This window comes from Paenibacillus sp. 4624, from assembly GCF_050435065.1.
Taxonomy (GTDB): Bacteria; Bacillota; Bacilli; order Paenibacillales; family Paenibacillaceae; genus Paenibacillus; species Paenibacillus amylolyticus_D.
This window is the reverse complement of sequence record NZ_JBNDJR010000008.1, coordinates 217096-238863: the sequence shown is the minus strand read 5'-3', so window position 1 is coordinate 238863 and position 21768 is coordinate 217096. Positions and strand designations below refer to the sequence as shown.

23 protein-coding genes and 1 riboswitch are annotated in these 21768 nt (G+C 46.1%); of the genes, 2 read left to right on the top strand and 21 right to left on the bottom strand.

The features are described 5' to 3' along the window. The first annotated feature begins 15 nt into the window (after window positions 1–15). Window positions 16–921, top strand: coding sequence for a YitT family protein (locus ABIE27_RS19470; RefSeq protein ID WP_161556953.1), 906 nt, complete (start codon window positions 16–18; stop codon window positions 919–921). Window positions 922–1044: 123 nt separating this feature from the next. On the opposite strand, the gene ABIE27_RS19465 is transcribed toward ABIE27_RS19470, so the two are convergent. The 6 genes from ABIE27_RS19465 to metA all read right to left on the bottom strand — a co-directional run bounded on the left by ABIE27_RS19465 (window position 1045) and on the right by metA (window position 8018). Next, window positions 1045–2058, bottom strand: a complete 1014-nt coding sequence (locus ABIE27_RS19465; RefSeq protein ID WP_123065045.1) for a zinc-binding alcohol dehydrogenase family protein — start codon at window positions 2056–2058, stop codon at window positions 1045–1047. A gap of 38 nt (window positions 2059–2096) precedes the next feature. Beyond that, window positions 2097–3029, bottom strand: a complete 933-nt coding sequence (locus ABIE27_RS19460; protein WP_123065046.1) for an aldo/keto reductase — start codon at window positions 3027–3029, stop codon at window positions 2097–2099. Window positions 3030–3335: 306 nt separating this feature from the next. Next, complete coding sequence (mqnC, locus tag ABIE27_RS19455; protein ID WP_123065047.1) at window positions 3336–4472, bottom strand: cyclic dehypoxanthinyl futalosine synthase; 1137 nt, start codon at window positions 4470–4472, stop codon at window positions 3336–3338. Between the two features lie 241 nt (window positions 4473–4713). Continuing rightward, window positions 4714–5895 (bottom strand): trans-sulfuration enzyme family protein, encoded by a 1182-nt coding sequence (locus ABIE27_RS19450; protein ID WP_123065048.1) that lies wholly within the window; start codon window positions 5893–5895, stop codon window positions 4714–4716. Beyond that, window positions 5892–7076: a PLP-dependent transferase gene (locus ABIE27_RS19445; protein WP_123065049.1), complete on the bottom strand. Its 1185-nt coding sequence runs from the start codon at window positions 7074–7076 to the stop codon at window positions 5892–5894. Before ABIE27_RS19445 ends, ABIE27_RS19450 begins: the two co-directional genes overlap by 4 nt. Before the next feature lie 24 nt (window positions 7077–7100). Beyond that, a complete protein-coding gene (gene metA / locus ABIE27_RS19440) occupies window positions 7101–8018 on the bottom strand; it encodes a homoserine O-acetyltransferase MetA (protein ID WP_123065050.1) in 918 nt (305 codons plus the stop codon). A 126-nt stretch (window positions 8019–8144) separates the two neighbouring features. After that, window positions 8145–8269, bottom strand: a riboswitch (SAM riboswitch). Between the two features lie 457 nt (window positions 8270–8726). On the opposite strand from metA, the gene corA reads away from it, so the two are divergent. Next, the gene (corA, locus tag ABIE27_RS19435) at window positions 8727–9662 is read left to right on the top strand and encodes a magnesium/cobalt transporter CorA (protein WP_123065051.1); all 936 of its coding nucleotides are present in this window, start codon (window positions 8727–8729) and stop codon (window positions 9660–9662) included. A 107-nt stretch (window positions 9663–9769) separates the two neighbouring features. Here the strand turns inward: corA and ABIE27_RS19430 are convergent, their stop codons facing one another. The 15 genes from ABIE27_RS19430 to ABIE27_RS19360 all read right to left on the bottom strand — a co-directional run bounded on the left by ABIE27_RS19430 (window position 9770) and on the right by ABIE27_RS19360 (window position 21736). Continuing rightward, complete coding sequence (locus tag ABIE27_RS19430) at window positions 9770–10771, bottom strand: HRDC domain-containing protein (RefSeq protein WP_123065052.1); 1002 nt, start codon at window positions 10769–10771, stop codon at window positions 9770–9772. 191 nt (window positions 10772–10962) lie between these two features. Then, window positions 10963–11841: an ROK family protein gene (locus tag ABIE27_RS19425; RefSeq protein ID WP_123065053.1), complete on the bottom strand. Its 879-nt coding sequence runs from the start codon at window positions 11839–11841 to the stop codon at window positions 10963–10965. A gap of 77 nt (window positions 11842–11918) precedes the next feature. Continuing rightward, complete coding sequence (locus tag ABIE27_RS19420; RefSeq protein ID WP_123065054.1) at window positions 11919–12605, bottom strand: MOSC domain-containing protein; 687 nt, start codon at window positions 12603–12605, stop codon at window positions 11919–11921. Between the two features lie 27 nt (window positions 12606–12632). Continuing rightward, complete coding sequence (locus ABIE27_RS19415; protein ID WP_240036917.1) at window positions 12633–13733, bottom strand: phosphodiester glycosidase family protein; 1101 nt, start codon at window positions 13731–13733, stop codon at window positions 12633–12635. 11 nt (window positions 13734–13744) lie between these two features. Then, window positions 13745–14638, bottom strand: a complete 894-nt coding sequence (locus tag ABIE27_RS19410) for a 5'-3' exonuclease (RefSeq protein WP_123065056.1) — start codon at window positions 14636–14638, stop codon at window positions 13745–13747. A gap of 204 nt (window positions 14639–14842) precedes the next feature. Further along, a complete protein-coding gene (locus ABIE27_RS19405) occupies window positions 14843–15208 on the bottom strand; it encodes an arsenate reductase family protein (RefSeq protein ID WP_429351256.1) in 366 nt (121 codons plus the stop codon). Window positions 15209–15827: 619 nt separating this feature from the next. Next, window positions 15828–16814, bottom strand: coding sequence for an RluA family pseudouridine synthase (locus ABIE27_RS19400; protein WP_123065058.1), 987 nt, complete (start codon window positions 16812–16814; stop codon window positions 15828–15830). After that, on the bottom strand, window positions 16811–17386 hold the full coding sequence (locus ABIE27_RS19395) for a cob(I)yrinic acid a,c-diamide adenosyltransferase (protein ID WP_123065059.1): 576 nt from the start codon (window positions 17384–17386) through the stop codon (window positions 16811–16813). The genes ABIE27_RS19400 and ABIE27_RS19395 overlap by 4 nt, the downstream gene beginning before the upstream one ends. 78 nt (window positions 17387–17464) lie before the next feature. After that, window positions 17465–18001, bottom strand: a complete 537-nt coding sequence (locus tag ABIE27_RS19390; protein WP_161556954.1) for a bifunctional adenosylcobinamide kinase/adenosylcobinamide-phosphate guanylyltransferase — start codon at window positions 17999–18001, stop codon at window positions 17465–17467. 36 nt (window positions 18002–18037) lie between these two features. Next, a complete protein-coding gene (locus ABIE27_RS19385; protein WP_123065061.1) occupies window positions 18038–18589 on the bottom strand; it encodes a hypothetical protein in 552 nt (183 codons plus the stop codon). A 187-nt stretch (window positions 18590–18776) separates the two neighbouring features. After that, window positions 18777–19091: an aspartyl-phosphate phosphatase Spo0E family protein gene (locus ABIE27_RS19380; protein ID WP_192895117.1), complete on the bottom strand. Its 315-nt coding sequence runs from the start codon at window positions 19089–19091 to the stop codon at window positions 18777–18779. Window positions 19092–19185: 94 nt separating this feature from the next. After that, window positions 19186–20394 (bottom strand): aminotransferase class I/II-fold pyridoxal phosphate-dependent enzyme, encoded by a 1209-nt coding sequence (locus ABIE27_RS19375; protein WP_429351255.1) that lies wholly within the window; start codon window positions 20392–20394, stop codon window positions 19186–19188. Window positions 20395–20407: 13 nt separating this feature from the next. Further along, complete coding sequence (locus ABIE27_RS19370; RefSeq protein ID WP_123065064.1) at window positions 20408–20908, bottom strand: Lrp/AsnC family transcriptional regulator; 501 nt, start codon at window positions 20906–20908, stop codon at window positions 20408–20410. 156 nt (window positions 20909–21064) lie between these two features. After that, on the bottom strand, window positions 21065–21448 hold the full coding sequence (locus tag ABIE27_RS19365) for a spore coat protein (RefSeq protein WP_123065065.1): 384 nt from the start codon (window positions 21446–21448) through the stop codon (window positions 21065–21067). 54 nt (window positions 21449–21502) lie between these two features. Beyond that, window positions 21503–21736 (bottom strand): hypothetical protein, encoded by a 234-nt coding sequence (locus ABIE27_RS19360; RefSeq protein ID WP_123065066.1) that lies wholly within the window; start codon window positions 21734–21736, stop codon window positions 21503–21505. Window positions 21737–21768 lie beyond the last annotated feature (32 nt).

Here is a 21768-nt window from a genome sequence, read left to right as displayed (position 1 = left end):
AAGGAGGATGGACATGTGAAAACACCTCTGATATCGGCTAATCCGGTGCCACGCACTGCTAAAAGTAGCATATCGCCTTCCCGCCGCTGGTTGAATCTGTTTCTGGTGATCATTGGCGGAATACTGGCCTCCGTGGGACTTGAGTTGTTTCTACACCCCAATAAAATTATTATTGGCGGCATAACCGGGATCTCTTCCCTGTTTGCACACTGGACAGAGCTTCGAATTGGCTTGTTCCTATTTTTATTCAATGTTCCGTTTATATTTCTATCCTACAGGATCGTGAAGAAAAAGTTTGTACTCGTGACTGTTCTGGGTTTGGTTGTCTTTTCGATCGGTGCCATTGTACTACATCCCATGCCGCCGCTCGTCGAGCATCCCCTGGCTGCCGCCATGTTTGGCGGGTTATGCCTGGGGCTCGGAATCGGGCTGGTTGTTCGGTATGGTGGGACACTGGATACGCTGGAAATCGGTGATCCGTCCTCTCGGCCGCCTGAACGTGTGTTTAGCGGGAAACGGATGCTTATCGAAAAAATAATCATGCTGCTTAACTTGATCATACTGACAGCTGCTGGTGTTGTTTTTGGCTGGGATCAGGCCATGTATTCTATCATCGCTTATCTGATTGCCTATGAAATGGTGTACCTTGCATTCCGGGGATTCTCCCCCAAACGCAAAATATGCATCCTGACCACACAAAGTGCTCAAGTTGAAAAAGCTGTACGAAACCGCCTGCGCAGGGAACCAGGAAGGCTCGATGTAACACCCGAGTCTTCCCCGATCGCTGGCACGGAGACCTGGATCAAACAGATTCCAGGAACACTTTATTACGAAGTCCATTTTCTGGAAATGATCTGGCTAAAAACCATCGTTCGGCACATTGACCCTCACGCAGGTATTATCTCGAATCCAGAGAAATAAAAGTATTTATTTAAATGTGATATAAAAAAACGCTCTCTTCCCATGAACCGATGGATCGTTCTCCATTGCTCATCAACCGGGAAGAGGGCGTTTCTTCGTACAAAACCCTTCAAACTGTGAAAATTATAATTCTACAATGGCTTTAACCACTTGTGTTTCGGGTAACAGCCAAGTGTCCATTGCAGTTGGCAACTCATCAAATGGCGCTCGATGTGTGATGTACCCATCCATCGTTAATTTTCTGTCACGCAACGTCGATAATACTTGTTCAAAATCCTCACGTGTTGCATTCCGGCTACCCAACATGCTCATCTCACGTTTGTGGAATTCCGGGTCATGGAACGTAATATCGGCTTTCACCAGCCCAACAAAAATTAACTGTCCACCGTGAGCAACATAAGGTATGGCCCCATTCATCGAATGTACGTTACCTGTCGCATCAAATACAGCTGTCGCATAATCACCGCCAGTAATCTCGGATACTCGCTGCAGAGCCTTTTCATCCGCCTGCACGATCTCATCCACTCCGGCCCAGCTTCGGCTCAATTCCAGCCTGTCCAGATTTCGATCCACTGCAATGACATATGCACCTGCTTGTTTGGCAAAGGCCATTACTCCCAGCCCAATAGGTCCAGCTCCAATAACAACGACACGCTCTCCTGGTTGAAGTGCTGCTCTGCGCACAGCATGAGCCCCAATACTAAGCGGTTCAACCATAGCTGTCTCATCTAATGTTAACCCCTCTGCTTTCAGCAGATGGGAGACAGGCACTGTAATCCGTTCTCTCATCCCACCGTCTACATGTACGCCCATCACTTGCATGGAAGCACAACAGTTTGTTTTGCCTGAACGACAAGCAATACAATGTCCGCAATGCAGATACGGAATGATGCTTACCTGATCCCCGGGCTGTAACCCTGCATCATTCGGGCCAATCTCTTCGATGACACCTGCAAGTTCATGACCAAGTATACGAGGATACGTAAAAAACGGCTGATTGCCTTTGTACGCATGCAAATCTGTACCACAGATACCAATTCGCTGAATAGCGACTAGCGCTTCTCCCTCTGCTCTTACGGGCTGTGGCAATTCCTTCAGCACCAAACGATCAATCTCTTCACATACGATAGCTCTCATCACTGTTCCCCCTCAGATCCATTCGACGTTGTACTCATCTAGACGTTATATTCAGCACGACCACTCGGCCAAGTTTCATTATTTAATGGAGCCAGAATACGTAGCACCTCTTCTAGAAGCTGCTCATCTATAGGCTCTTCAACCCAGGCCGCGTTGTTGACAATGTTTTGCTGACTTGCACTACTTACGAGCGTTGTTGGGATTTGTTCATTTGCCGTGGAAAATTGTACTGCCACCTTGGCGATATTACTGCCTTGTTCCTCGCAGAACCGGGCAGCTTTCAAACAAAGTTCTTTTACCCGTTCACCCGCTGGATGCCAAGCCGGTGTTCCACGCGTACTAAGCAATCCCATTGAGAGTGGGGAAGCGTTTACAAGTCCAACCCCTTTTTCATTGAGTAACGGCAGGAGCGATAACAATGACGTATCATTCAGAGCATAATGACAATAGGAGATAATGGCATCCGCATCAAGCTGAGGCAACATTTTTTCGAATAAAGGCAACGGCAAACCGCAGATTCCAGCGTAACGAATCACGCCCCGCTCTTTCAGATCTAACAATGTTGGAAATGCTTCTTCAATGATAATCTCAGGAGCCACAAACTCGATATCATGCAAAAATAAAATATCAAGATAGTCCGTATGCAACCTTGCCAGACTTTCTTGTACACTATCCAAAATACGCTTCCGAGAAAAATCAAACTCGTTTTCACCATACCGTCCAGCTTTGGTCGATAACGTATAAGAGCTACGCGGCAAACTACGGATTGCTTCACCGAGTACCGTCTCCGCCTTGGTTAAACCGTAGTACGGCGACACGTCTATATAATTCATGCCTGCATCCATCGCTGCATGAACGGTGCGAATACCTTCATCCCGGTCAATATCACGAAATACAGAGCCCAGTGATGATGCGCCGAAGCTTAATACAGGTACGTCTAATGCTGTTTTTCCCAGTTTTCTTGTTTTCATCGTTTCGTTCCTCCCAGCAGGTTTGACTACACAACTGTCCCTCCATTGTATCAGTTAAAAATCTATATAACATATCTTCAAATGCGTAATATGTACTGTTTAATGATCTCGATTCCTGGTAAAAGGATACCAACCACGTTAACTTCGGTAGACACCAGAAAAGGAGAACCGCACCTAAATCAGGTACGCGTAGCGAAAAGGGCCAAAGCAAGTTTAACTGCTTTGGCCCTTTTACACGGAACGAGCTCATATTCAATTCATATGATGTTACACAAATTAAAAAACCTATTGCTATGAATGTAGATATTAGTTCTGCATTACGAAATCTTTAGGTACCATGCTCTCTTCATCAAACATGCGCAAAATTTCATAACGCGTGTTGCGCTGTGCCGGAATATAACCTGACTCCCGAATCAGACGAAGAATGGATTCAATGTTCACTTTGTACGTCGCGCCGGCCGAGGATACAACATTCTCTTCAATCATCGTGCTGCCGAAGTCATTACAGCCGAATTCGAGCGATTTCTTACCGATCTCAGGTCCCATTGTAACCCAGGAAGATTGGATATTCTTAATGTTATCTAGAACTAGACGGCTGATCGCTACCGTTTTAAGGTATTCCTCTGGTGTTTGACGCTCCAGCTTAAGGTTTGTATTGTCCGGCTGGAATGTCCACGGAATAAAAGCGAGGAAGCCTTCAGAATCATACTTATTCGCAATACACTCATCCTGCGCTTCACGTACACGCATCAGATGCAGCGCGCGCTCTTCCATGGATTCACCCAGACCAATAACCATTGTAGCGGTTGTATTCATACCGATTCGGTGAGCAGTCTGCATTACATCCATCCAGTCGCGCCATGAACCTTTCAGACGGCTGATTTTGCGGCGTGTACGGTCATCGAGAATCTCGGCTCCGCCGCCTGGCAAGGAGTCCAGTCCAGCCTCATGAATGGCACGTACCACCTCTTCGAGCGTAAGTCCATCGGATACTTCAACCATTTTCATAATCTCAGCTGGTGAGAAGGAGTGCATCGTAATATTTGGGAAACGTTCCTTGATCGCTTTCAACAAGTCCGTATAATAGCTGAAAGGCAGATTTGGATTCGTTCCGCCTTGCATCAGAATCTCGGTTCCGTTGACATCTTCGGTTTCCTTGATTTTCTGGAAAATCACTTCATCCGGCAGCACATAGCCTTCCTCAGAACCAGGTCTGCGGTAAAAAGCACAAAAACGGCAGTATACGTCGCACACATTCGTGTAATTGACGTTACGCCCAATAACAAATGTTCTGTATGGTTCAGGGTGCATACGTTTCATGATCACATTGGCAGCTGCCCCGATTTTGTCTACTTCGTCAGACTCAAATAACTGAATCGTGTCTTCCAAGTCTAAACGTTCGCCCCGAAGGGCTTTATCTAAGATACGGTCTACCGTACTCATCGTAAAAAAGCCTCCCTCGTAAAGAGAAAATAATACGACGATCCCTCCCGGCTTGTTAGCAAAAAGCAAGTCGTGGCTGTAACATCGCATTTCTGTACTCCACATATCGTAACACAGGTTACATGTGAAAAAAAGCACCTTACGAAAAGGTGCTTAAAAAATGAGTTGAAATTTTGACATATGAAATACGTTTCAGATGTAGCTAGATCAGAGTAACCGTGGACATATTTAATAGTTCAACTTATAGTGTGGCATGCAACGCTTGCTCAAGATCAGCAATCAGATCATCAATATCCTCAAGCCCTACAGAGAAACGCAGCAAACCATCGGTAATTCCACGCTCATGTCGAACTTCTGCAGGCATAGCCGCATGAGACATCATCGTTGGGTACGAAAGAATGCTCTCGACTGCTCCCAGACTTACAGCGACAATGGGCAGTTTCACCTGATTCAGGACAGCTTTTGCACGATCACCTGAACCGACGTCAAATGATACTACCGCTCCGTAACCAGTTGACTGACGCTCATGCGCTTCACGGCCCGGATGATCCTCAAGTCCAGGGTAATACACAGCTGTTATATCTTGACGACCTTTGAGCCATGCGGCCAGCTTGGCAGTGCTCTGTTCACTATGAGCCATACGTGCACCGAGGGTCTTCATCCCGCGCATCAGAAGCCAGGACTCCTGAGCTCCGAGAACGGTACCGAGTCCGTTTTGCAGCTGTTTCAGTTGTCTGCCTAGTTCATCTGTTCGTGCAACAGCCAGACCAGCCAGCACATCACTGTGACCACCGAGAAATTTCGTAGCACTATGTACAACGATATCTACGCCAAGCTCAATGGGACGTTGATAGTACGGTGTCATGAACGTGTTATCCAAAATGGTAATCAGATTATGCTCTTTCGACCATGACGTTACCGCCGCAATATCCGTAATCTTCAAGGTCGGATTGGAAGGTGTCTCCATGTATACGGCCTTGGTGTTAGGCTTGATTGCTGCTTTGACTTGTTCAATGTCCGTCATGTCAACAAAAGTAGTCTCAATCTGCATCCGGCTTAGTATCGTTGTGAGCAGGCGATATGTGCCGCCGTATACATCTTCCGTTACGATGATATGATCGCCTGCGGAGAACATCATGAACACACTGGAGATTGCAGACATTCCTGACGAGTATGCAAATCCCCGCACCCCTCCTTCAAGCAACGCAATATAATCTTCCAAAGCCTGACGGGTTGGGTTACCTGAACGGCTGTAATCATGTTGCGGCGGATTAAAGATATCAAAGTGATGGAACGTAGAAGCCTGATAGATCGGTACACTGGAGGCACCTGTTGTTTTATCAATTTCATCTCCAAAATGAAGCAGCTTGGTATCAAACTTCAGCTCCGACGTACTCGGCTTATGGTTGCTTGATTCACTCATGAGATTACCCCTCCTTCAACTTCCTGCTGTGCTGCCAGCAATGCAGCATTCAGATCCGCGATCAGATCTTCCGCATGTTCAATGCCTACCGAGAACCGAAGCAGACGATCATCCACTCCTACTGCGTCACGAATTTCAAGCGGAATATCCGCATGGGTTTGCACTGCAGGATACGTCATGAGTGATTCTACGCCACCGAGGCTTTCTGCAAACGCAATTAATTGGATATGACGCAGCAATGGCTCCACATAACGTGCATCCTTCACTTTGAACGAAAAAATGCCTGTATTGCCGGAAGACTGCTTCCGCTGAATCTCATATCCGGGGTGATCGGACAAACCGGGGTGGAATACCTCGGCAACAGCCGGATGCTCCAGCAGAAATTTCGCGATGGTGAGTGCGTTATATTCATGGCGCTCCATGCGAAGAGCAAGTGTTTTCATGCCTTTCATCAGTTGATATGAATCACTTGGTGATAACACGGCTCCAATAGAGTTATGAAGAAACGCCATCTCTGCAGACAAGGCTTCGCCTTTGGTGATGATTAATCCGGCGAGCACATCATTGTGTCCACCCAAATATTTAGTCGCACTATGGATAATAATATCGGCGCCAAGTTCAATCGGACGCTGGAAGAATGGAGTCAGTAGTGTATTATCTACAATGGTCAGGAGGTTGTGCGTTTTGGCCCAGGAAGCAACAGCCTGAATGTCCGTAATCATCATGAGTGGGTTAGTTGGCGTCTCGATGAATACGGCCTTCGTATTCGGCTGACGGATATTCTCCAATACTTCCAGATCGTTCGTATCTACATAACTTGCGGTTACACCGAACCGGGACAAAATGCGTTCCAACAGGCGATACGTACCGCCATACAGGTCAAGAGAAACAATCAAATGATCTCCTTGGCTGAACATCGCAAAGATCGTTTGCAGTGCTGCCATCCCCGAGCTACAGGCAAAACCTGCATCACCAGACTCCAGAGCGGCTGCTGCTTCCTCTAACACTTTGCGCGTTGGGTTTGTTGTACGGATGTAATCAAACCCCGTGCTCTGTCCCAGCTTCGGGTGACGAAACGCAGTGGATTGATAGATCGGAAAGTTAACTGCACCTGTTACGGGTTCATTAATGGACCCAATTTGAGCTAAACGGCTTTCAATTTTCAACTTGTTATCTTCCATTACTGCATCCTCCTGTAATCTTGATTAGATTTGTGGGCCAATATCGTAAGGGGTTTCCTGATACACATAGTAATTGAGCCAGTTAGAGAATAATAAGTTAGCATGAGCACGCCATGTAGCTGGAGGTACCCGAGAAGGATCGTCCTTTGGATAGTAATACTTCGGCAGTGCGATATCCAATCCCTTGGCAACATCACGGTCATATTCCCATTTCAATGAAAACGGATCATACTCGGCATGTCCTGTGGCAAAAATTTGCTTCCCGTCCTTGGTCGCAACCAGGAATACTCCTGCTTCTTCGGACTCAGCCAAAATTTCGAGTTTATCGTTTTTCTCAATATCCTCGCGTCTTATCTCGGTGTGACGGGAGTGTGGAACGTTGAAGACTTCATCAAATCCACGGAGCAACGGAACATGAGGTTTGTTGATCGTATGTGGGAATACGCCAAAACACTTTTCATCCAGCGGAACTTTGGGTACATCAAAATGGTGGTATAGACCTGCCTGAGAAGCCCAACATATGTGCATCGTCGAAGTTACATTTGTTTTGGTCCATTCAAAGATTTCCTGAATCTCTTCCCAATAATTCACGTCTTCAAAATCCATTTGCTCTACCGGTGCACCGGTAATGATCATTCCGTCAAAACGGCGGTGCTGGATCTCATCAAATGTTTTATAAAACAGATCCAGGTATTCTTGAGATGTGTTCTTCGATGTGTGAGACTTGGGGTGCACCAGCACAACATCCACTTGAATCGGTGTGTTACCCACCAGACGAAGCAATTGCGTTTCCGTCGTTTCCTTCGTAGGCATCAGATTCAGTATGGCGATACGGAGCGGGCGAATATCCTGCTTGTACGCGGATGATTCGTCCATGACGAAAATATTCTCGCTTTCAAGTACTTCTTTGGCTGGTAATGTGTCGGGAATTTTAATTGGCATAGTGGGTTGACTCCTCCTTTTTCATGGGTCGCATCTGGTACGAAAATCACGCTCTGAGAAGCTCTGCATATGACAAAGACCTCTCTCGGATTCCGAGAAAGGTCATATGTAAACAGATATGCGCCTCTCTCATCTCTCAGTTACAACAGCATCACAAGGATGCTTGGTCGCTGCAAGAATTAGCACCGTGCATATTATCGCCGGTTGCCGGGTTTCATCGGGCTGGTCCCTCCACCTACTCTTGATAAGATTTCGCTGTATTCAATTATAATTCAAATTTATTAACTTTTACTTTAAAACATTACTGCCCTCACGTCAAGAACCAGTTGTTCGTTTTAGGAGTAAACTTGGAACCCTTCATCATCCGTCCTCATACACTGCCTCAGAGCTTGAAATAGACACATTTTTGCGCTTGAAAGCACCATGGACCAGCGGTATACTAGACAAGTGTTTATAAGCCCTTATGTGAGAGGTGACATATTAAATGGATGGCGACCCGAGGCCCAACTGGCAGTCGAATTCCGAACAACTGCATAGAGAATTGACATCAGCATGTCGGCAGCGGGACGTTTCTTCCGTTTGATTATAGATTGATGACGCAGTAAAGTCCTCATAACAGGCTCCGCTGCCGACCGGCTGATCTGTTCTTTTGCGCCCATATTAATGATGAAATCCGCCATGATGGCGGGTGCAGAAGGAGTAGATAACATGAAAATCCGGTTGGTTAACAACGGTGTATTTATCCCGGTGGATGACATTCAGCAAGCGCTGACTCCACCAGCAGAAGGATTCTACTGGATTGACGCGGACGTGGACGATTTGGCTGTCCTTCAGCCACTGTTCTCCATGCATGATCTGGCTGTAGAAGATTGCTTGAGTGATGAAGAGCAGCGTCCGAAGATTGAGATTTATGAAAACCATTATTTTATCGTGATCAACAGCATTCGTTTTGATGATGAAGAGATTTTCCTGCGCGCAGTCAACCTTTTTCTCGGTAGACACTTTATCATCAGTGTAACGAAACAGAAGGTCAGCGAATTGCGCACCTTGAAGCCAATCCTCTGGGAACAGGAAATCAGCAGTCCCGACCGTCTTCTCTACCTGCTCGTTGACTTGATCGTAGACAATTACTTCACCGTTGGTGATCGAATTGAAGCACGAATTGAGAAACTTGAGGAAGACATTCTGATGCATACCAAAAAGTCACATCTGAATGAGATTATCGGTCTGCGAAGCGAGATTTTGTGGCTGAAAAAAGTACTGGGACCTCAAAAAGAGGTCATTAATACACTCAACAAAAAAGATCTGCGTCTCATTGATGATCAGCTGCAAAAATATTTCAGCGACATTTACGAGAACGCCGTAAAAATATCAGAAACCTTCGAAACGTACCGCGATCTGATGGGCAACTTGCGAGAAGCCTATCAGTCCAGTATCGCTAACCGCGCGAATGAGATCATGCGTGTGTTTACCGCCATCACCACAGTGTTCATGCCTTTGACCGTTATAACCGGGATTTATGGGATGAACTTTGATAACATGCCTGAATTACACTGGAAATACGGGTATTATGCCGTTATCGGCCTGATGATAACACTCGGCTTGACAATGTTCTTTATTTTCCGTAAAAAAGACTGGATCTGAAACGACCGGTGTATCCGCTATATCATACCATTCAAAGAATAAGACGAAGCGCTCCTTCACAGGACGACTTCGTCTTTTTAATATCACTGCTTCTCGGCGTTTCTTAGCTAACCAACATTACGCTCGGTTTCAGTATGTCTCCGAAAACGGATGCGAATCATCCGTAACCGTTCATACACTTGCTCCAAGCTGCCTCCTTCAGGGCGATCTCCTCCGTAAACTTTAAGTAACACAGGCTTCAGAAATGTATCTCCTAGCTCCTCATATGCATTCCATACCGCCTCTTGTTCAGTCTCAGGCATAACGGCCAGTTCTACATCAAGCAAAGAATCCGTGTCATAGCCTTCCAGATCGAGTATTTCCAACAGTTCGATTAATTCCCGCCGGGATAATCCAGATCGATTCACGATCGCTTCTAAGGTTTGACCTTCTTTCATGCCTTCCAGCACGTGCTTGCGCGTAATGAATTTATCCAGTTCCTGCTTGTACTTCTGCTCTTTTTGCTTATATAACCAGCTTTCGTACTCTTCTTCTTTCAATACGATATATACCCAGTCTAACGGGAAAGGTCTCGATTGCTCGAATCCACTCATCAGTTCAAGCCATTCCAGTCCGTATTCCGCCGCTTTGCTCTCGCCAACACCTGGCAGTTGCATCAGTTCATCCATCGTATGTGGAACAAAAGCACTGATCAGCCGCAGCAAACGATTCGTTGCTACAAAATAAGGAGCCTTCCGATCCGAAGCCGCTTTCTGCCTGCGCCATGTACATAAATCCTCATACAATTGCTCATTTCCGTACAGTTCACTAAAACAATGCAGACGCTGGCCTGCATAACTACGTGGCTTCATATCCTCATTTTCGTTGTATAACCCATGCATCAATGGACGATACCCTTCGCTCATCTGCATGGCAAGTTGATGACGATAAATGTGCATCAGTTCTTCCCACGAATTCCCTTCATACCAGATCGTATCTTCCCGATCACCTGCTTCATAACAACTCCATCCCAAGTGCCAGCTATTCTCCTCCTCACCAATCCATAATTGGGCAATCTCCTCATGATGCTCAGACACTCTGGATAATTTGTTCATAAAAATGACTTCCATTGCTTGTTCCCTCCTTTAGACAATACAGCCTGTTCGATTAACGATGGCACTCTCTGTCTCTCTATACAGACAGCACAAAAAAAGCACCTCTCCTGCAAAATCGCTGCAAGAGAGGTGCTTCCTCATTAACCGTACTATACTGTTGCACATATCATACCATACTGGTAAATTTCGTCAATCCCTAAATATGTTTATTTGGATAAAGCTAATTTTGCCAGCGCCAGGGAACCACACAACCCTGCATTGTCTCCCAAACCTGGTGGCACAACATACGCATCCATTCCAACATGAAGTGACGGATGCTGCACATAACCTGCCAGCAATTCCTGTAGCTTGCTGCGAACCATCGGGAATAGGTGCTCCTGTTTCATCACGCCCCCACCCATCACAATTTTCTGTGGCGAAAGAATCAGCACATAATTCATCAAAGCATGTGCAAGATAATGCGCTTCAATCTCCCAGGCTTTGTGATCTGCTGGCAATTCATAAGCAGGTTGTTCCCAGCGTTTGTTCAGGGCCGGCCCCGCCGCAAGACCTTCCAGACAGTCTCCATGATATGGGCAGGTTCCTGCGTATGAATCTTCGGGATGTCTCCGTACGATAATATGACCCATCTCGGGATGAGACAGCCCGTGTACCATTTTTCCACCAACGACAGCCCCTGCACCGATACCTGTGCCTACCGTAATATACAGACAGCTATCCAGTCCCTGCGCAGCTCCCCAAGTCGCTTCACCCAAAGCAGCTCCGTTCACATCGGTGTCAAACGTCATAGGCACGTCAAAGTGTTCTTTGAGTTTGCCAATCATGTTGTACTGTCCCCAATGCGGCTTTGGTGTTGTCGTAATGTAACCATAGGTTGGGCTTCCTTCAATGGGATCAATCGGACCGAATGAACCTACGCCCAGCGCTTCAATGCCTTTACCTTCAAAGAAAGAGATAACATGAGCCATCGTCTCTTCCGGCGTGGTCGTCGGGAAGCTTACTCGTTCCAAAACCTCTCCATGTTCCGTCCCAATACCACATACAAATTTGGTTCCGCCTGCTTCGATTGCACCTAAAACTGTCATGTTGGTTTCACTCCCACGTTGGTTTGAGATAGGAAACTCTGCTGCATCCATATCATCGTTCAGATACACAGCAGGGCTTAGTTACACTCAATCTTGTTCAAGCGTTTAAGCAATGTCTGTTTCCAGCTATCCGAGAGCACAGGAATAGCCAATAGTGCCTTCATCCCTTCCACGTCCTGCTTCCCCTGATGCATGATCCGGTTAGCTTCAAGAATCGTCATGTATGAAGCATCTGTGCGAACTCTTCTAAAACGTGATGCAGGGCTAACTTCTCCCTCTTCCAATACCCGAAAATAAAAGCCGGTATGCCCGCTTTCCTGAAAATAAACAGGTAACTCCTTGTAATCATATCTTACACCCAACTTGAAGCATGGTTGTCTTGGCTGACTGACTTGCACCTGCGCATCACCGAGTTCAAATACATCACCAATGCGAACCTCTTCCTCGGCGCATCCTGTAACGGTCAGATTCTCTCCAAATGCCCCCCACTCCAGCTTACGGTCCATCAGGCGCTCAATCGCCGAATAGCGACTATGATCGTATACACAGACCGCTTTATCTGGACCACCGTGGTGCACCAGATCCGCTTGGGCATCCCCTGTCATTCCAGTGAATGACAGGAAAACCGGGGCGGAGACAGGGTGTTTCACAATACCGCTCAACACTTCATGCTTCTGACCGGGCAGTGGCTTAGGCTTCCCTATATTAATCGCCAGAACTGCCGTGCTTTCCTCTTCTGTTATCGAATCGGGTATAGGTGTCATGCCACATCATACCTCCATGATTACTTATTATCGAACAGAACCACCAAATACTAATGTATTACTTAACAGCCGCCCTGGAGAAGTCAGCATCTTGCCACCTGCATACATTCCGGAGGATGCACCGCCATCCAAGTTCATCGCCTGTTTGGCTCCCAGCTTTTGCATCACAGCTGCCCATTCTTTCATTGTAGCACCAGAAACGGTGGCAAGCATCACCGAACCGTCGGGCATAATGGCAATTCCGCTTCTCGCTCCAGACGAATTCAAAATCTTCGGATCTCTGAACCCCTCACTTGCCGGATTGACCGATATCTTGCCGTCTTTCACCAGACGCGGGCCAGCACCGACAGCTGTGACTACATCCTGCCAAGGAATTTCCTGACCGGCTGCATTAGTATATCTGTAATTCATCTCTACGGTGGAACCTACCGTAAACCGGTCTGCTGTGGACTTCTCCCGGCCTGTGAAGACAAGAACAGAACCATTTTTGGGAATCGCTACGTTTGTGTTCGGTACTTTTTTGGTCACAACACCCTTTTCCATAATCACTGCTGTCCCACCCTTGAAACCAACATTGGCTCCGCGTTCTGGAGTGTATAGCATCGAGATGCTTGCATCTGCTGAAGGTGTCCGATTAATAAAGGTCGCATACCAGCTGCGTGATTTTCCGTTCGTATCTGTGACCGTGCCCGTTAAGCTCACTTGAAGTGAATCCATAATCGCTGACCCATCCGCTTTAAAACCAATAGATGTGCCATACCTTCCTATATGTATAACTTTCCCATTTGCTATTAACATCCCGTAAGGATCTGGTGCTCCGTGATATGCTTCAAAAAAAGCTCCGTTAATTGCTGCTTGTGCGCCATACGCTTTTACAATAGACGGCAATGTTGCGGTTTGGCCAACCTGTTTCTTAGCAAGTCCGACGGTTACTGGTGTCCCTTTTGGAATGGAAACGGTCTGTACGCTAAAACTACGTCCTGCTGCTTTCACTTTCTGTACTTTCGTGCTAATGGCTGCTTTGGCTTCCGCTGTCTGTGGTGCACTTACCGCCCCCGACAGTACTACCGGAAGTGCGAGGACGAGGGCCATCGCCCCAGTCCACCACTTTTTACTCTTTTTTTTCATCATCATGTTGCTCACCCTATCGCCACTCCCATCCAAGAGCCAAGGCTCTTCATCTCAAGTTGTTCAAACTTGTCCATCACCGTATCCGGGTCCAGACGCAATTCACAGCCTTCCAGGGTACAAGCCACCGGAACTGCACAGTGAATCTCTGCCAGTCTGCGAGACAGATGCAGCATATCGAGATCACTCTCAATTTTTTTACGTACCGAAGGAGTGAGTTGATCCAGATTGCTTAAGATCCCTTCAATCGATCCATACTCTTGCACAAGCTTCAAAGCCGTTTTCTCGCCAATTCCACGTACCCCGGGATAATTGTCGCTGGCATCTCCCATCAAGCCCTTCATGTCAATAACCTGACGCGGTGTCAATTGTTTCTCGGCCATCAACGTTTCGGGATTGTATACCATGTAGTTGCCGTGACCTTTTTTCATAATAATGATACTTGTGCGGTCATTAATCAGCTGTAACATATCATGGTCTCCCGTCAGTACCATCACATTCATATCGGTTTCTTCGGTGTAATACTTGGCGAGTGTCCCGATACAATCGTCAGCCTCATACCCTTCTGCACCAATATTCGGAATGTTCAAACTATCCATCACTTCACGAATCAGAGCAAACTGGGGAATAAGGTCATCTGGTGCTTCAGCACGATTACCTTTGTACGCTGCATACTCCTGACCGCGAAACGTCTTGCCTCCCATATCCCAACAGCAGATGACATGGCTTGGTCCAAACGTCTGAACCGCATCCCAAAAATAACGGATAAACCCATAGACTGCATTGGTCGGAAGCCCTGCCTTTGTACGTCTGATATATCCGCTCGCAGATGTTGCATAGAATGCCCGGAACAACACTGCCATACCGTCTACCAGTAACAAAGTAGGTTCATTACGTTGATTCACTTGATTTTGTTCTCTCCTTGATCTATGAAAGCTGGATAGACAAACTTCGCTATCAACTTCAATAGTATATTAAATGTCGAAACTCATTCTATCATTATAACATAGTTACGCCAACCCTCATTAGAGCATAATTATGCCACTCCTCCGTTCCACCAAAAAAAGCCCTGAATTGTGAACAATTCAAGGCTTAGCTCTGGCGAATTTTCAGGCGTTGTTCCATTCCTGCTCATACGTATCTTCTTTGAAACCTACGGTGACTTTTTCTCCATCAGTTACGATCGGACGTTTGATCAGACGACCATTGGAAGCCAGTAACGCAATCTGCTCTTCCTCGGACATGCCTGGCAGTTTGTCTTTGAGCTGTTGCTCTTTATAGACTTCTCCACTGGTGTTAAAAAACTTTTTCACTTCAAGTCCGCTTTTTTGAACAAGCTCTGTCAATTCATCTTTCGATGGTGGTGTATCGAAAATAGGGACTAGCTCCAGCTCATGCCCTTTCGCTTCTAGCCATTTCACAGCCTTACGGCACGTACCACATTTGGCATATTGGTATACTTTCAGTTTTGTCATGGGATCCCTTCCGCTCGGGTTTTGGTCTCTCGCTTCCCTTGGTTTGCTCCGCAAATCCAAAAGTCGCTCCATCCCAATACCCTCGCTCAGCAATTTTTCTGTTGGTGAACGGGGGCATATCGCCCCTCATTACACCTTGATTTTTCAACATGTATTCCAACATCTTTAGAGAGAAATGTTGGGGGGAATCCATACTCTGTGAGCTTAGAGATTTATGGGCTCTCCGGCTTTAACTAGCTTAAAGCCGTAAGAAATTTAAACTCTAAAAGTCTCTTTAGCCTTCGGCGTGTGGTTCGGATGCTTTGCTCACCGAACTCTAAAGCTTCAAAACCTTAAGGCTCAAAATGCCTTTAGCCTTCGGCGTGTGGTTTGGCGCTTCGCTCACCAAACTCTAAAGCTTCAAAACCTTAAGGCTCAAAACCCCTTTAGCCTTCGGCGTGTGGTTTGGCGCTTCGCTCACCAAACTCTAAAGCTTCAAAACCTTAAGGCTCAAAATGCCTTTAGCCTTCGGCGTGTGGTTTGGTTGCTTTGCCGCCAAACCGTGGGGTATCTTCGCTTACGATCACTCATTCGCTCCCCTGGATCTATGGTTACTCATCCACTAGGGTGTTTAGCTTGGCTATTGCACCGTTTCTCTCGGGGCCGCCTCGGTATCCAAACGTTTCTCCAATGCGGCCATATCTGGCGGCAGTGGTGCCTGGAATGTCATACGTTCACGAAGGATTGGATGTTCAAACGTCAGTTCACACGCATGCAGCGCTTGGCGTTCAATCCACGTATCCCGTTCCTCCCGAACAGCCATTGTCTGCTCATCCACGTTATGCACTGGCAACGTCTTATACATCTGATCACCGATCAACGGGCAACCGATAGACGTCATATGTACCCGGATCTGATGGGTTCGTCCACTCTCCAGCTTCAAACTTACAGCACTGGCACTTCCATCATCCCAGCGTGACAACGTTGTGTAGAGCGTTCTGGCTGCATATCCGTCTGGTGTAACGATACGGCGATGCGGTTCCTCGGGATCGCGATCAATAGGTCCGTCGACTGCTCCATGTTCGGGAACAGGGCTGCCATGCACCAGTGCGATATATTTTTTATCCACAGTACCGGCGATCATCTGCTCTGATACATGCTGGTGCACATACGGGTTTTTGGCAATCGCCAGCACACCGGATGTTTCTTGATCCAATCGATGGATAGGACGGAAGCGGAATTTCTCGCCTTTTTGTTGCCAATAATGCACCACACCATTAGCCAAAGTGCCTGTGTAATGCCCATGGGTTGGATGCACGATAATTCCGGCATCTTTATTCACGATCAGCAGATGTTCGTCTTCATACAATACGGTGAATGGAATTTCCTCTGGCAGAATATCATCGGATTCCTCTTGCTCCATCCGAACCTCCACCAGATCACCCGCACTTACTTTGACACTAATGTATACTCGTTCACCATTCAGCATAACACCTTGCTCGGTGAGTTTGATTTTGGATAAAAGCTTACGCGAAACCTGCAGCCGTTTTTGAAGCACGGTCTTTAACAGCCAGCCGTCCTCTACTTCGGTCACCCTGTAGGCAATCGGCGCATAATATTGGCTCATTCTTTGCGGCGGAATACTTTTTTGCTCCGCACATATTCAATATCCGCAACTTGTTGTCTAGCATTGGCTGTCCGTGCAACAACAAAGAAATAATCCGATAGACGATTCAGATACCTGCGCACCGACGGATTAATATCCGTATGCTGTCCCAGCGTAACGGTACGGCGCTCTGCCCGGCGACATACCGTACGGCACACATGTAGTGAAGATGAAAGTGGACTTCCGCCTGGAATAATAAAACGTTCCACTTTAGGATTCTCAGCATCATATTGATCGATCCACTGTTCCAAACGTGTGACCATCTCATCCCGTACTTTGTACTTTGTCTCACTTATGCGTACAAAAGCCAAATCTGATCCGCAGTCAAAAAGCTCCTGTTGCACTTCCAGCAGATGTTCGCGCAGATCCTCAAATTCTCCATTAGCAGAGTCAATAAGACTGATCGCTTGACCCACAAAGCAATTTAATTCATCAATCGTACCATAAGCCTCTACCCGATCATCATCTTTGATAACTCGGCCTCCAATGACTGAAGTTTGGCCTTCATCACCGGTTCGTGTATATATCCCCATCATCATCCCTCCAATTAGGCATCAATCATTTATCAACCGCTGAAATATCTTATCCGATTACCTAAAGCTCGTCTATTCTTAATCTTCATAACGCAAATGCAGAGCTTTCAGATCAATCGCAAGGCCAGACACCAACATAAACATCTGTTTTGCATTGGACTGCAAAATCCGGTTCACCGAAGCCATTCTCGCTGCAAAAATTCGTTCCTCTTCTGACGGATGTAAACTGCCATGCATCTCATTTGTAATAATAAGTATTTTCCCCTGGTAGGATAGCAGTGTCTCTAGTAACCGTTGTGTTTCAACACGTTGCTGATCCAAGTCAGTTGCTTCTCTGAAACTCGCTGCCATCCAGGATGTCAGGCTATCCACAATCAACATGCGTTGATCGGCCAGAAAAAGATTGGATTCCCGATTAATCTGGTTCACCACTTCAGCAAGCTTTGGACCGTTCCCCGCCTGAATGGCACGATAATGAGCGGATGGCAATTCGGGAATAACGGAATCATGATCACCAGTGGATAAATATACACCTTCCCGGCTCATTTGAGCCGCATATTGCAGCGCAAAGCGCGTTTTTCCGCTGCCTATACCGCCTGTGACCGTAATCAGCAATCCGTTCCCTCCTCCCATACCTGTTCTATATAGATGTTACTCTGTCAGCGCTTTGAGCACTTTTTTCGACTCTTCAATGTTAGCCGCTGACAATGGAATGGTAGCGAACAGATTGCTTGGAGCATAGTTCACATCCTTGAACATCTGCATGTCCTCAAGCGGAATGCCATACAGGTGGGTTTCCTTTTTCATATCAGATCCATCGTCGCCCTTCCCTTTTTCAACCAATACAGATCCCTCAAATACACCGCGTTCATATTTCTTGGGATCAAATGTATCGTCCAGCGGGACATTCGAGCCATTCTGACCATACTGTTTCATATCATTTTCAGGCAAAATAAAGATATCGTGGCTGCCAGCGGCATATTCAACCAATATTTTTTGGACATCGTACATCGCACTTGTAATGATTTCTACTTTTGGCTCTTCACCAAGCTTTTGCTGCAGCTTTGTTTGCAATTGCTCCGAAATACCCGATGGATTACCCTGGTTATCAATAATAAACACCGTAAATCCATCTTTACCGCCGCATCCGGCTAATATAAAGATTAATGAAATTATTGCGGCAAGTCCCCAAAATCTTTTCATTCCAGCTCCCCCTTTAGTCTCCTAACTCCAATATATCACAATTGTTCCACGCAAAAAAATAACCCGTCTATTCAACAATTATATTAAAGTAAATAGCAAAAAGGAGACCCTTTCGGACCTCCTTCTCTACCGTGTTACAAATTATATCATTCTACATGTTCCCAGCGTATATCCATCAACCCGATATTTACTTCGGTTTGACAGGATTAGCCTTCATGTATTCGTTAATCTTTAAGTCCAGCAAACTGCTGATCTCAATCACAATATCGGACGTAAATGATTTCTCTTCCAGGAAAATCTGTTCCATTTTGCTGCGAAGCATGCGGATCTCATCTTCCAAGGAAATGTTATGCAAGGATGCGTCATCAGGGTTCACCAACCATCGGTCGCCATGATCGCTTTCTGCCAGAACGTGTCCACGATTCGTCGGTAAATCATATTCAACACAAAACAAAGCTAACCCCTCCTCGGAAAATAATTTTCCAAATATATGAAATCTCATTTCAAATTGAAATTATATCATAATATTTTGTAAAAGAAAGTATTTTTTTGGAAAAGTTCCAAATGCCTTATTTATACTGTACCTCTTGTTTGTATTAACCCTCTTTTTGAACTTTGTAAACAAAATTCCCGATACGTTCCAAAGCTTCGTTTAACTGCGATACGGAGGTCGCATATGAGCAACGTAAAAATCCTTCCCCTTGCGGGCCAAAAACGTTACCTGGCACAGCAGCCACCTTGTTCTCGGTTAACAATCGTTCAGCAAACAGATCGGAGCTCAGGCCTGTCTTCTGAATACTCGGAAAAGCATAGAACGCTCCCTGAGGTTCATGACAATCCAGTCCGATATCACGGAACCCCTGTACAATCAAACGTCTGCGCTGATTATAGGATTCAACCATTCGGTCTTTCTCACCCAGTCCATTCGTCAATGCTTCAAGTGCAGCTACCTGCCCCATTGCTGGTGCACACATCACCGTGTACTGGTGAATTTTGAGCATTGCTGCAATAAGTTCGGGATGTCCACACATATATCCGATCCGCCAGCCTGTCATCGCAAACGCCTTGGAAAAACCGCTCACCAAAATCGTGCGATCTTTCATACCATGAATTGAAGCGAAGCTGACATGTTTTTGATTATACGTCAATTCGGCATAAATTTCGTCAGCAATGACGATCAGATCATGTTTTTTGACGACTTCTGCGATCGGTAGCCAGTCTTCATAAGTCATAATTGCCCCTGTAGGATTGCTCGGATAACATAAAATAACGACCTTGGATTTCGGTGTAATGCTAGCTTCCAGCGCTTCAGCCGTTACCTTGAACTGATCTTTTGCATATGTCTCTACCCCAACAGGAATACCTCCACCGATGGATGCAATAGGGGAGTAAGCTACATAAGATGGCTCCGGGATTAGAATCTCGTCACCGGGCACGATCAATGCACGCAAAGCAAGGTCAATCGCTTCACTTCCACCTACGGTGACAATAATCTCGTCTTTTGGATCGTACTTGGTATCAAACTGTGTATCCAAATAATCGCTAAGTGCTTCACGCAGCTTCGGCATACCTGCATTTGATGTATAACTAGTCATGCCTCTTTCAAGAGAGTATACACAAGCTTCACGCATATGCCACGGTGTTACAAAATCCGGCTCGCCTACACCAAGCGTGATGATATCTTTATTGTCGCCCACCAGATCAAAAAACTTGCGGATGCCGGATGGCGGGATCTGCTTCACAAGCGGAGCCAAATATGAGGACATTGTTTTGTTATTCCCGGTTGTCTGTTCATTCACTATCATGACACATCTTCCTTTACGGCGAGATCATGAGACGGTTGTCTTCCTGATGGTCTTCAAAAATAATCCCGTCCTGCTTATATTTTTTAAGAATAAAATTCGTCTTGGTTGACAGTACTGAATCAATCGGAGACAGCTTCTCCGATACAAAGTTAGCCACTTCACGCAGATTGCCGCCCTCTACTTCAACAAGTAGATCATAAGCTCCTGACATGAGGTACACGGACTTCACTTGCGGATAAAGATAGATCCGTTCAGCAATCCCTTCAAAGCCACGCCCACGCTCGGGTGTAATCTGAACTTCGATCAGGGCCGTCACTTTCTCATCATCGATTTTGCTCCAGTTCACTACCGTTGCATATTTGACGATGACGTGTTCTTCTTCAAGCTGTGCTACAGCAGCTTTGATTTTATCTTCCGACTCCCCCAGCAGCGTTGACAGCAGTGCGGGAGTCCTTCTCGCGTCTTCCTTCAACAGATCCAGAACTTTGAGTTGCAGATCGTTCAACTCTTTCATCGTTTTCCCTCCAGCGTCATCCAGGTTCCTAAAATGAATTAATACTTATATTACATGAATTCAACGTTGGTGCATAGACAAAAGACCGCCTGCCCTCAATTCAGGCAAGCGGTGGTATGGTCTATAGCGTCATGCTTCAAAACCCTTATCTACAGGTTACATGTAATAAGGGTTGCCGTAATTCGGTTGACGCGGAGACACATTCGGTATCTGGCTGTAAGAATTATTTTGTGCATTTTTCTCTTGCACAAATTGCTGACACTTCTGCTGTGCCTGGTGTGCTGACTGAATCTGTTTATCCACGTCCTGACGAGGTGCTTTGGCGGAAGCCGAATACATATTGTTCTGCTGCATCAGGTTAAACAGTTCACCTTGCAGTCGGAGTGTATCATTCGTCAAATCATTGAACATACTGCGAACCATAGGGCATGAAGATTCTGTTGTAGCTGTTGTGTATTCGCGCGAAGTTCGTCTCAGATCAGCAAGAATCGTTTTTAACAAATCCTGTTCTTGCATGAAATTACCGCTTTGATTATACATGTGTTTTCCTCCTATGTGCTTATTTATCGCTGCAGGCTGTCTTTAGATGTGAAGCTATTGGGATTGGGACGGTGCAAAAGATTGATGCTGATGCAACGTTTGAATCAATGTGTTCATGTGTTGCTCATGAGAGCGAACATATTGATTCAATGCCTGTTGAATAGCCGGATGTGTGGATATAGAAGCTGTAGCTGCACATTGCTTGATCAGCATCTCCTCGTTCGAGATGGAATCGGCAATGTAGTTTAATTCCTTTGGGCTCAGGGCTTGCATTTGTGAATGTTGCATGTACGTCGTACCTCCTAGATCTAAAGTTTATG

What these genes read in the sequence shown, in the direction of transcription:
- metA (WP_123065050.1), bottom strand. Translation starts at nt 8,018, where the DNA reads ATGCCAATTAAAATTCCCGACACATTACCAGCCAAAGAAGTACTTGAA.
- ABIE27_RS19415 (WP_240036917.1), bottom strand. Translation starts at nt 13,733, where the DNA reads ATGAAAAAAAAGAGTAAAAAGTGGTGGACTGGGGCGATGGCCCTCGTC.
- corA (WP_123065051.1), top strand. Translation starts at nt 8,727, where the DNA reads ATGAAAATCCGGTTGGTTAACAACGGTGTATTTATCCCGGTGGATGAC.
- ABIE27_RS19405 (WP_429351256.1), bottom strand. Translation starts at nt 15,208, where the DNA reads ATGACAAAACTGAAAGTATACCAATATGCCAAATGTGGTACGTGCCGT.
- ABIE27_RS19400 (WP_123065058.1), bottom strand. Translation starts at nt 16,814, where the DNA reads ATGAGCCAATATTATGCGCCGATTGCCTACAGGGTGACCGAAGTAGAG.
- ABIE27_RS19425 (WP_123065053.1), bottom strand. Translation starts at nt 11,841, where the DNA reads ATGACAGTTTTAGGTGCAATCGAAGCAGGCGGAACCAAATTTGTATGT.
- mqnC (WP_123065047.1), bottom strand. Translation starts at nt 4,472, where the DNA reads ATGAGTACGGTAGACCGTATCTTAGATAAAGCCCTTCGGGGCGAACGT.
- ABIE27_RS19465 (WP_123065045.1), bottom strand. Translation starts at nt 2,058, where the DNA reads ATGAGAGCTATCGTATGTGAAGAGATTGATCGTTTGGTGCTGAAGGAA.
- ABIE27_RS19360 (WP_123065066.1), bottom strand. Translation starts at nt 21,736, where the DNA reads ATGCAACATTCACAAATGCAAGCCCTGAGCCCAAAGGAATTAAACTAC.
- ABIE27_RS19445 (WP_123065049.1), bottom strand. Translation starts at nt 7,076, where the DNA reads ATGGAAGATAACAAGTTGAAAATTGAAAGCCGTTTAGCTCAAATTGGG.
- ABIE27_RS19420 (WP_123065054.1), bottom strand. Translation starts at nt 12,605, where the DNA reads ATGACACCTATACCCGATTCGATAACAGAAGAGGAAAGCACGGCAGTT.
- ABIE27_RS19450 (WP_123065048.1), bottom strand. Translation starts at nt 5,895, where the DNA reads ATGAGTGAATCAAGCAACCATAAGCCGAGTACGTCGGAGCTGAAGTTT.
- ABIE27_RS19365 (WP_123065065.1), bottom strand. Translation starts at nt 21,448, where the DNA reads ATGTATAATCAAAGCGGTAATTTCATGCAAGAACAGGATTTGTTAAAA.
- ABIE27_RS19375 (WP_429351255.1), bottom strand. Translation starts at nt 20,394, where the DNA reads ATGATAGTGAATGAACAGACAACCGGGAATAACAAAACAATGTCCTCA.
- ABIE27_RS19460 (WP_123065046.1), bottom strand. Translation starts at nt 3,029, where the DNA reads ATGAAAACAAGAAAACTGGGAAAAACAGCATTAGACGTACCTGTATTA.
- ABIE27_RS19430 (WP_123065052.1), bottom strand. Translation starts at nt 10,771, where the DNA reads ATGGAAGTCATTTTTATGAACAAATTATCCAGAGTGTCTGAGCATCAT.
- ABIE27_RS19380 (WP_192895117.1), bottom strand. Translation starts at nt 19,091, where the DNA reads ATGAGATTTCATATATTTGGAAAATTATTTTCCGAGGAGGGGTTAGCT.
- ABIE27_RS19385 (WP_123065061.1), bottom strand. Translation starts at nt 18,589, where the DNA reads ATGAAAAGATTTTGGGGACTTGCCGCAATAATTTCATTAATCTTTATA.
- ABIE27_RS19395 (WP_123065059.1), bottom strand. Translation starts at nt 17,386, where the DNA reads ATGGGGATATATACACGAACCGGTGATGAAGGCCAAACTTCAGTCATT.
- ABIE27_RS19370 (WP_123065064.1), bottom strand. Translation starts at nt 20,908, where the DNA reads ATGAAAGAGTTGAACGATCTGCAACTCAAAGTTCTGGATCTGTTGAAG.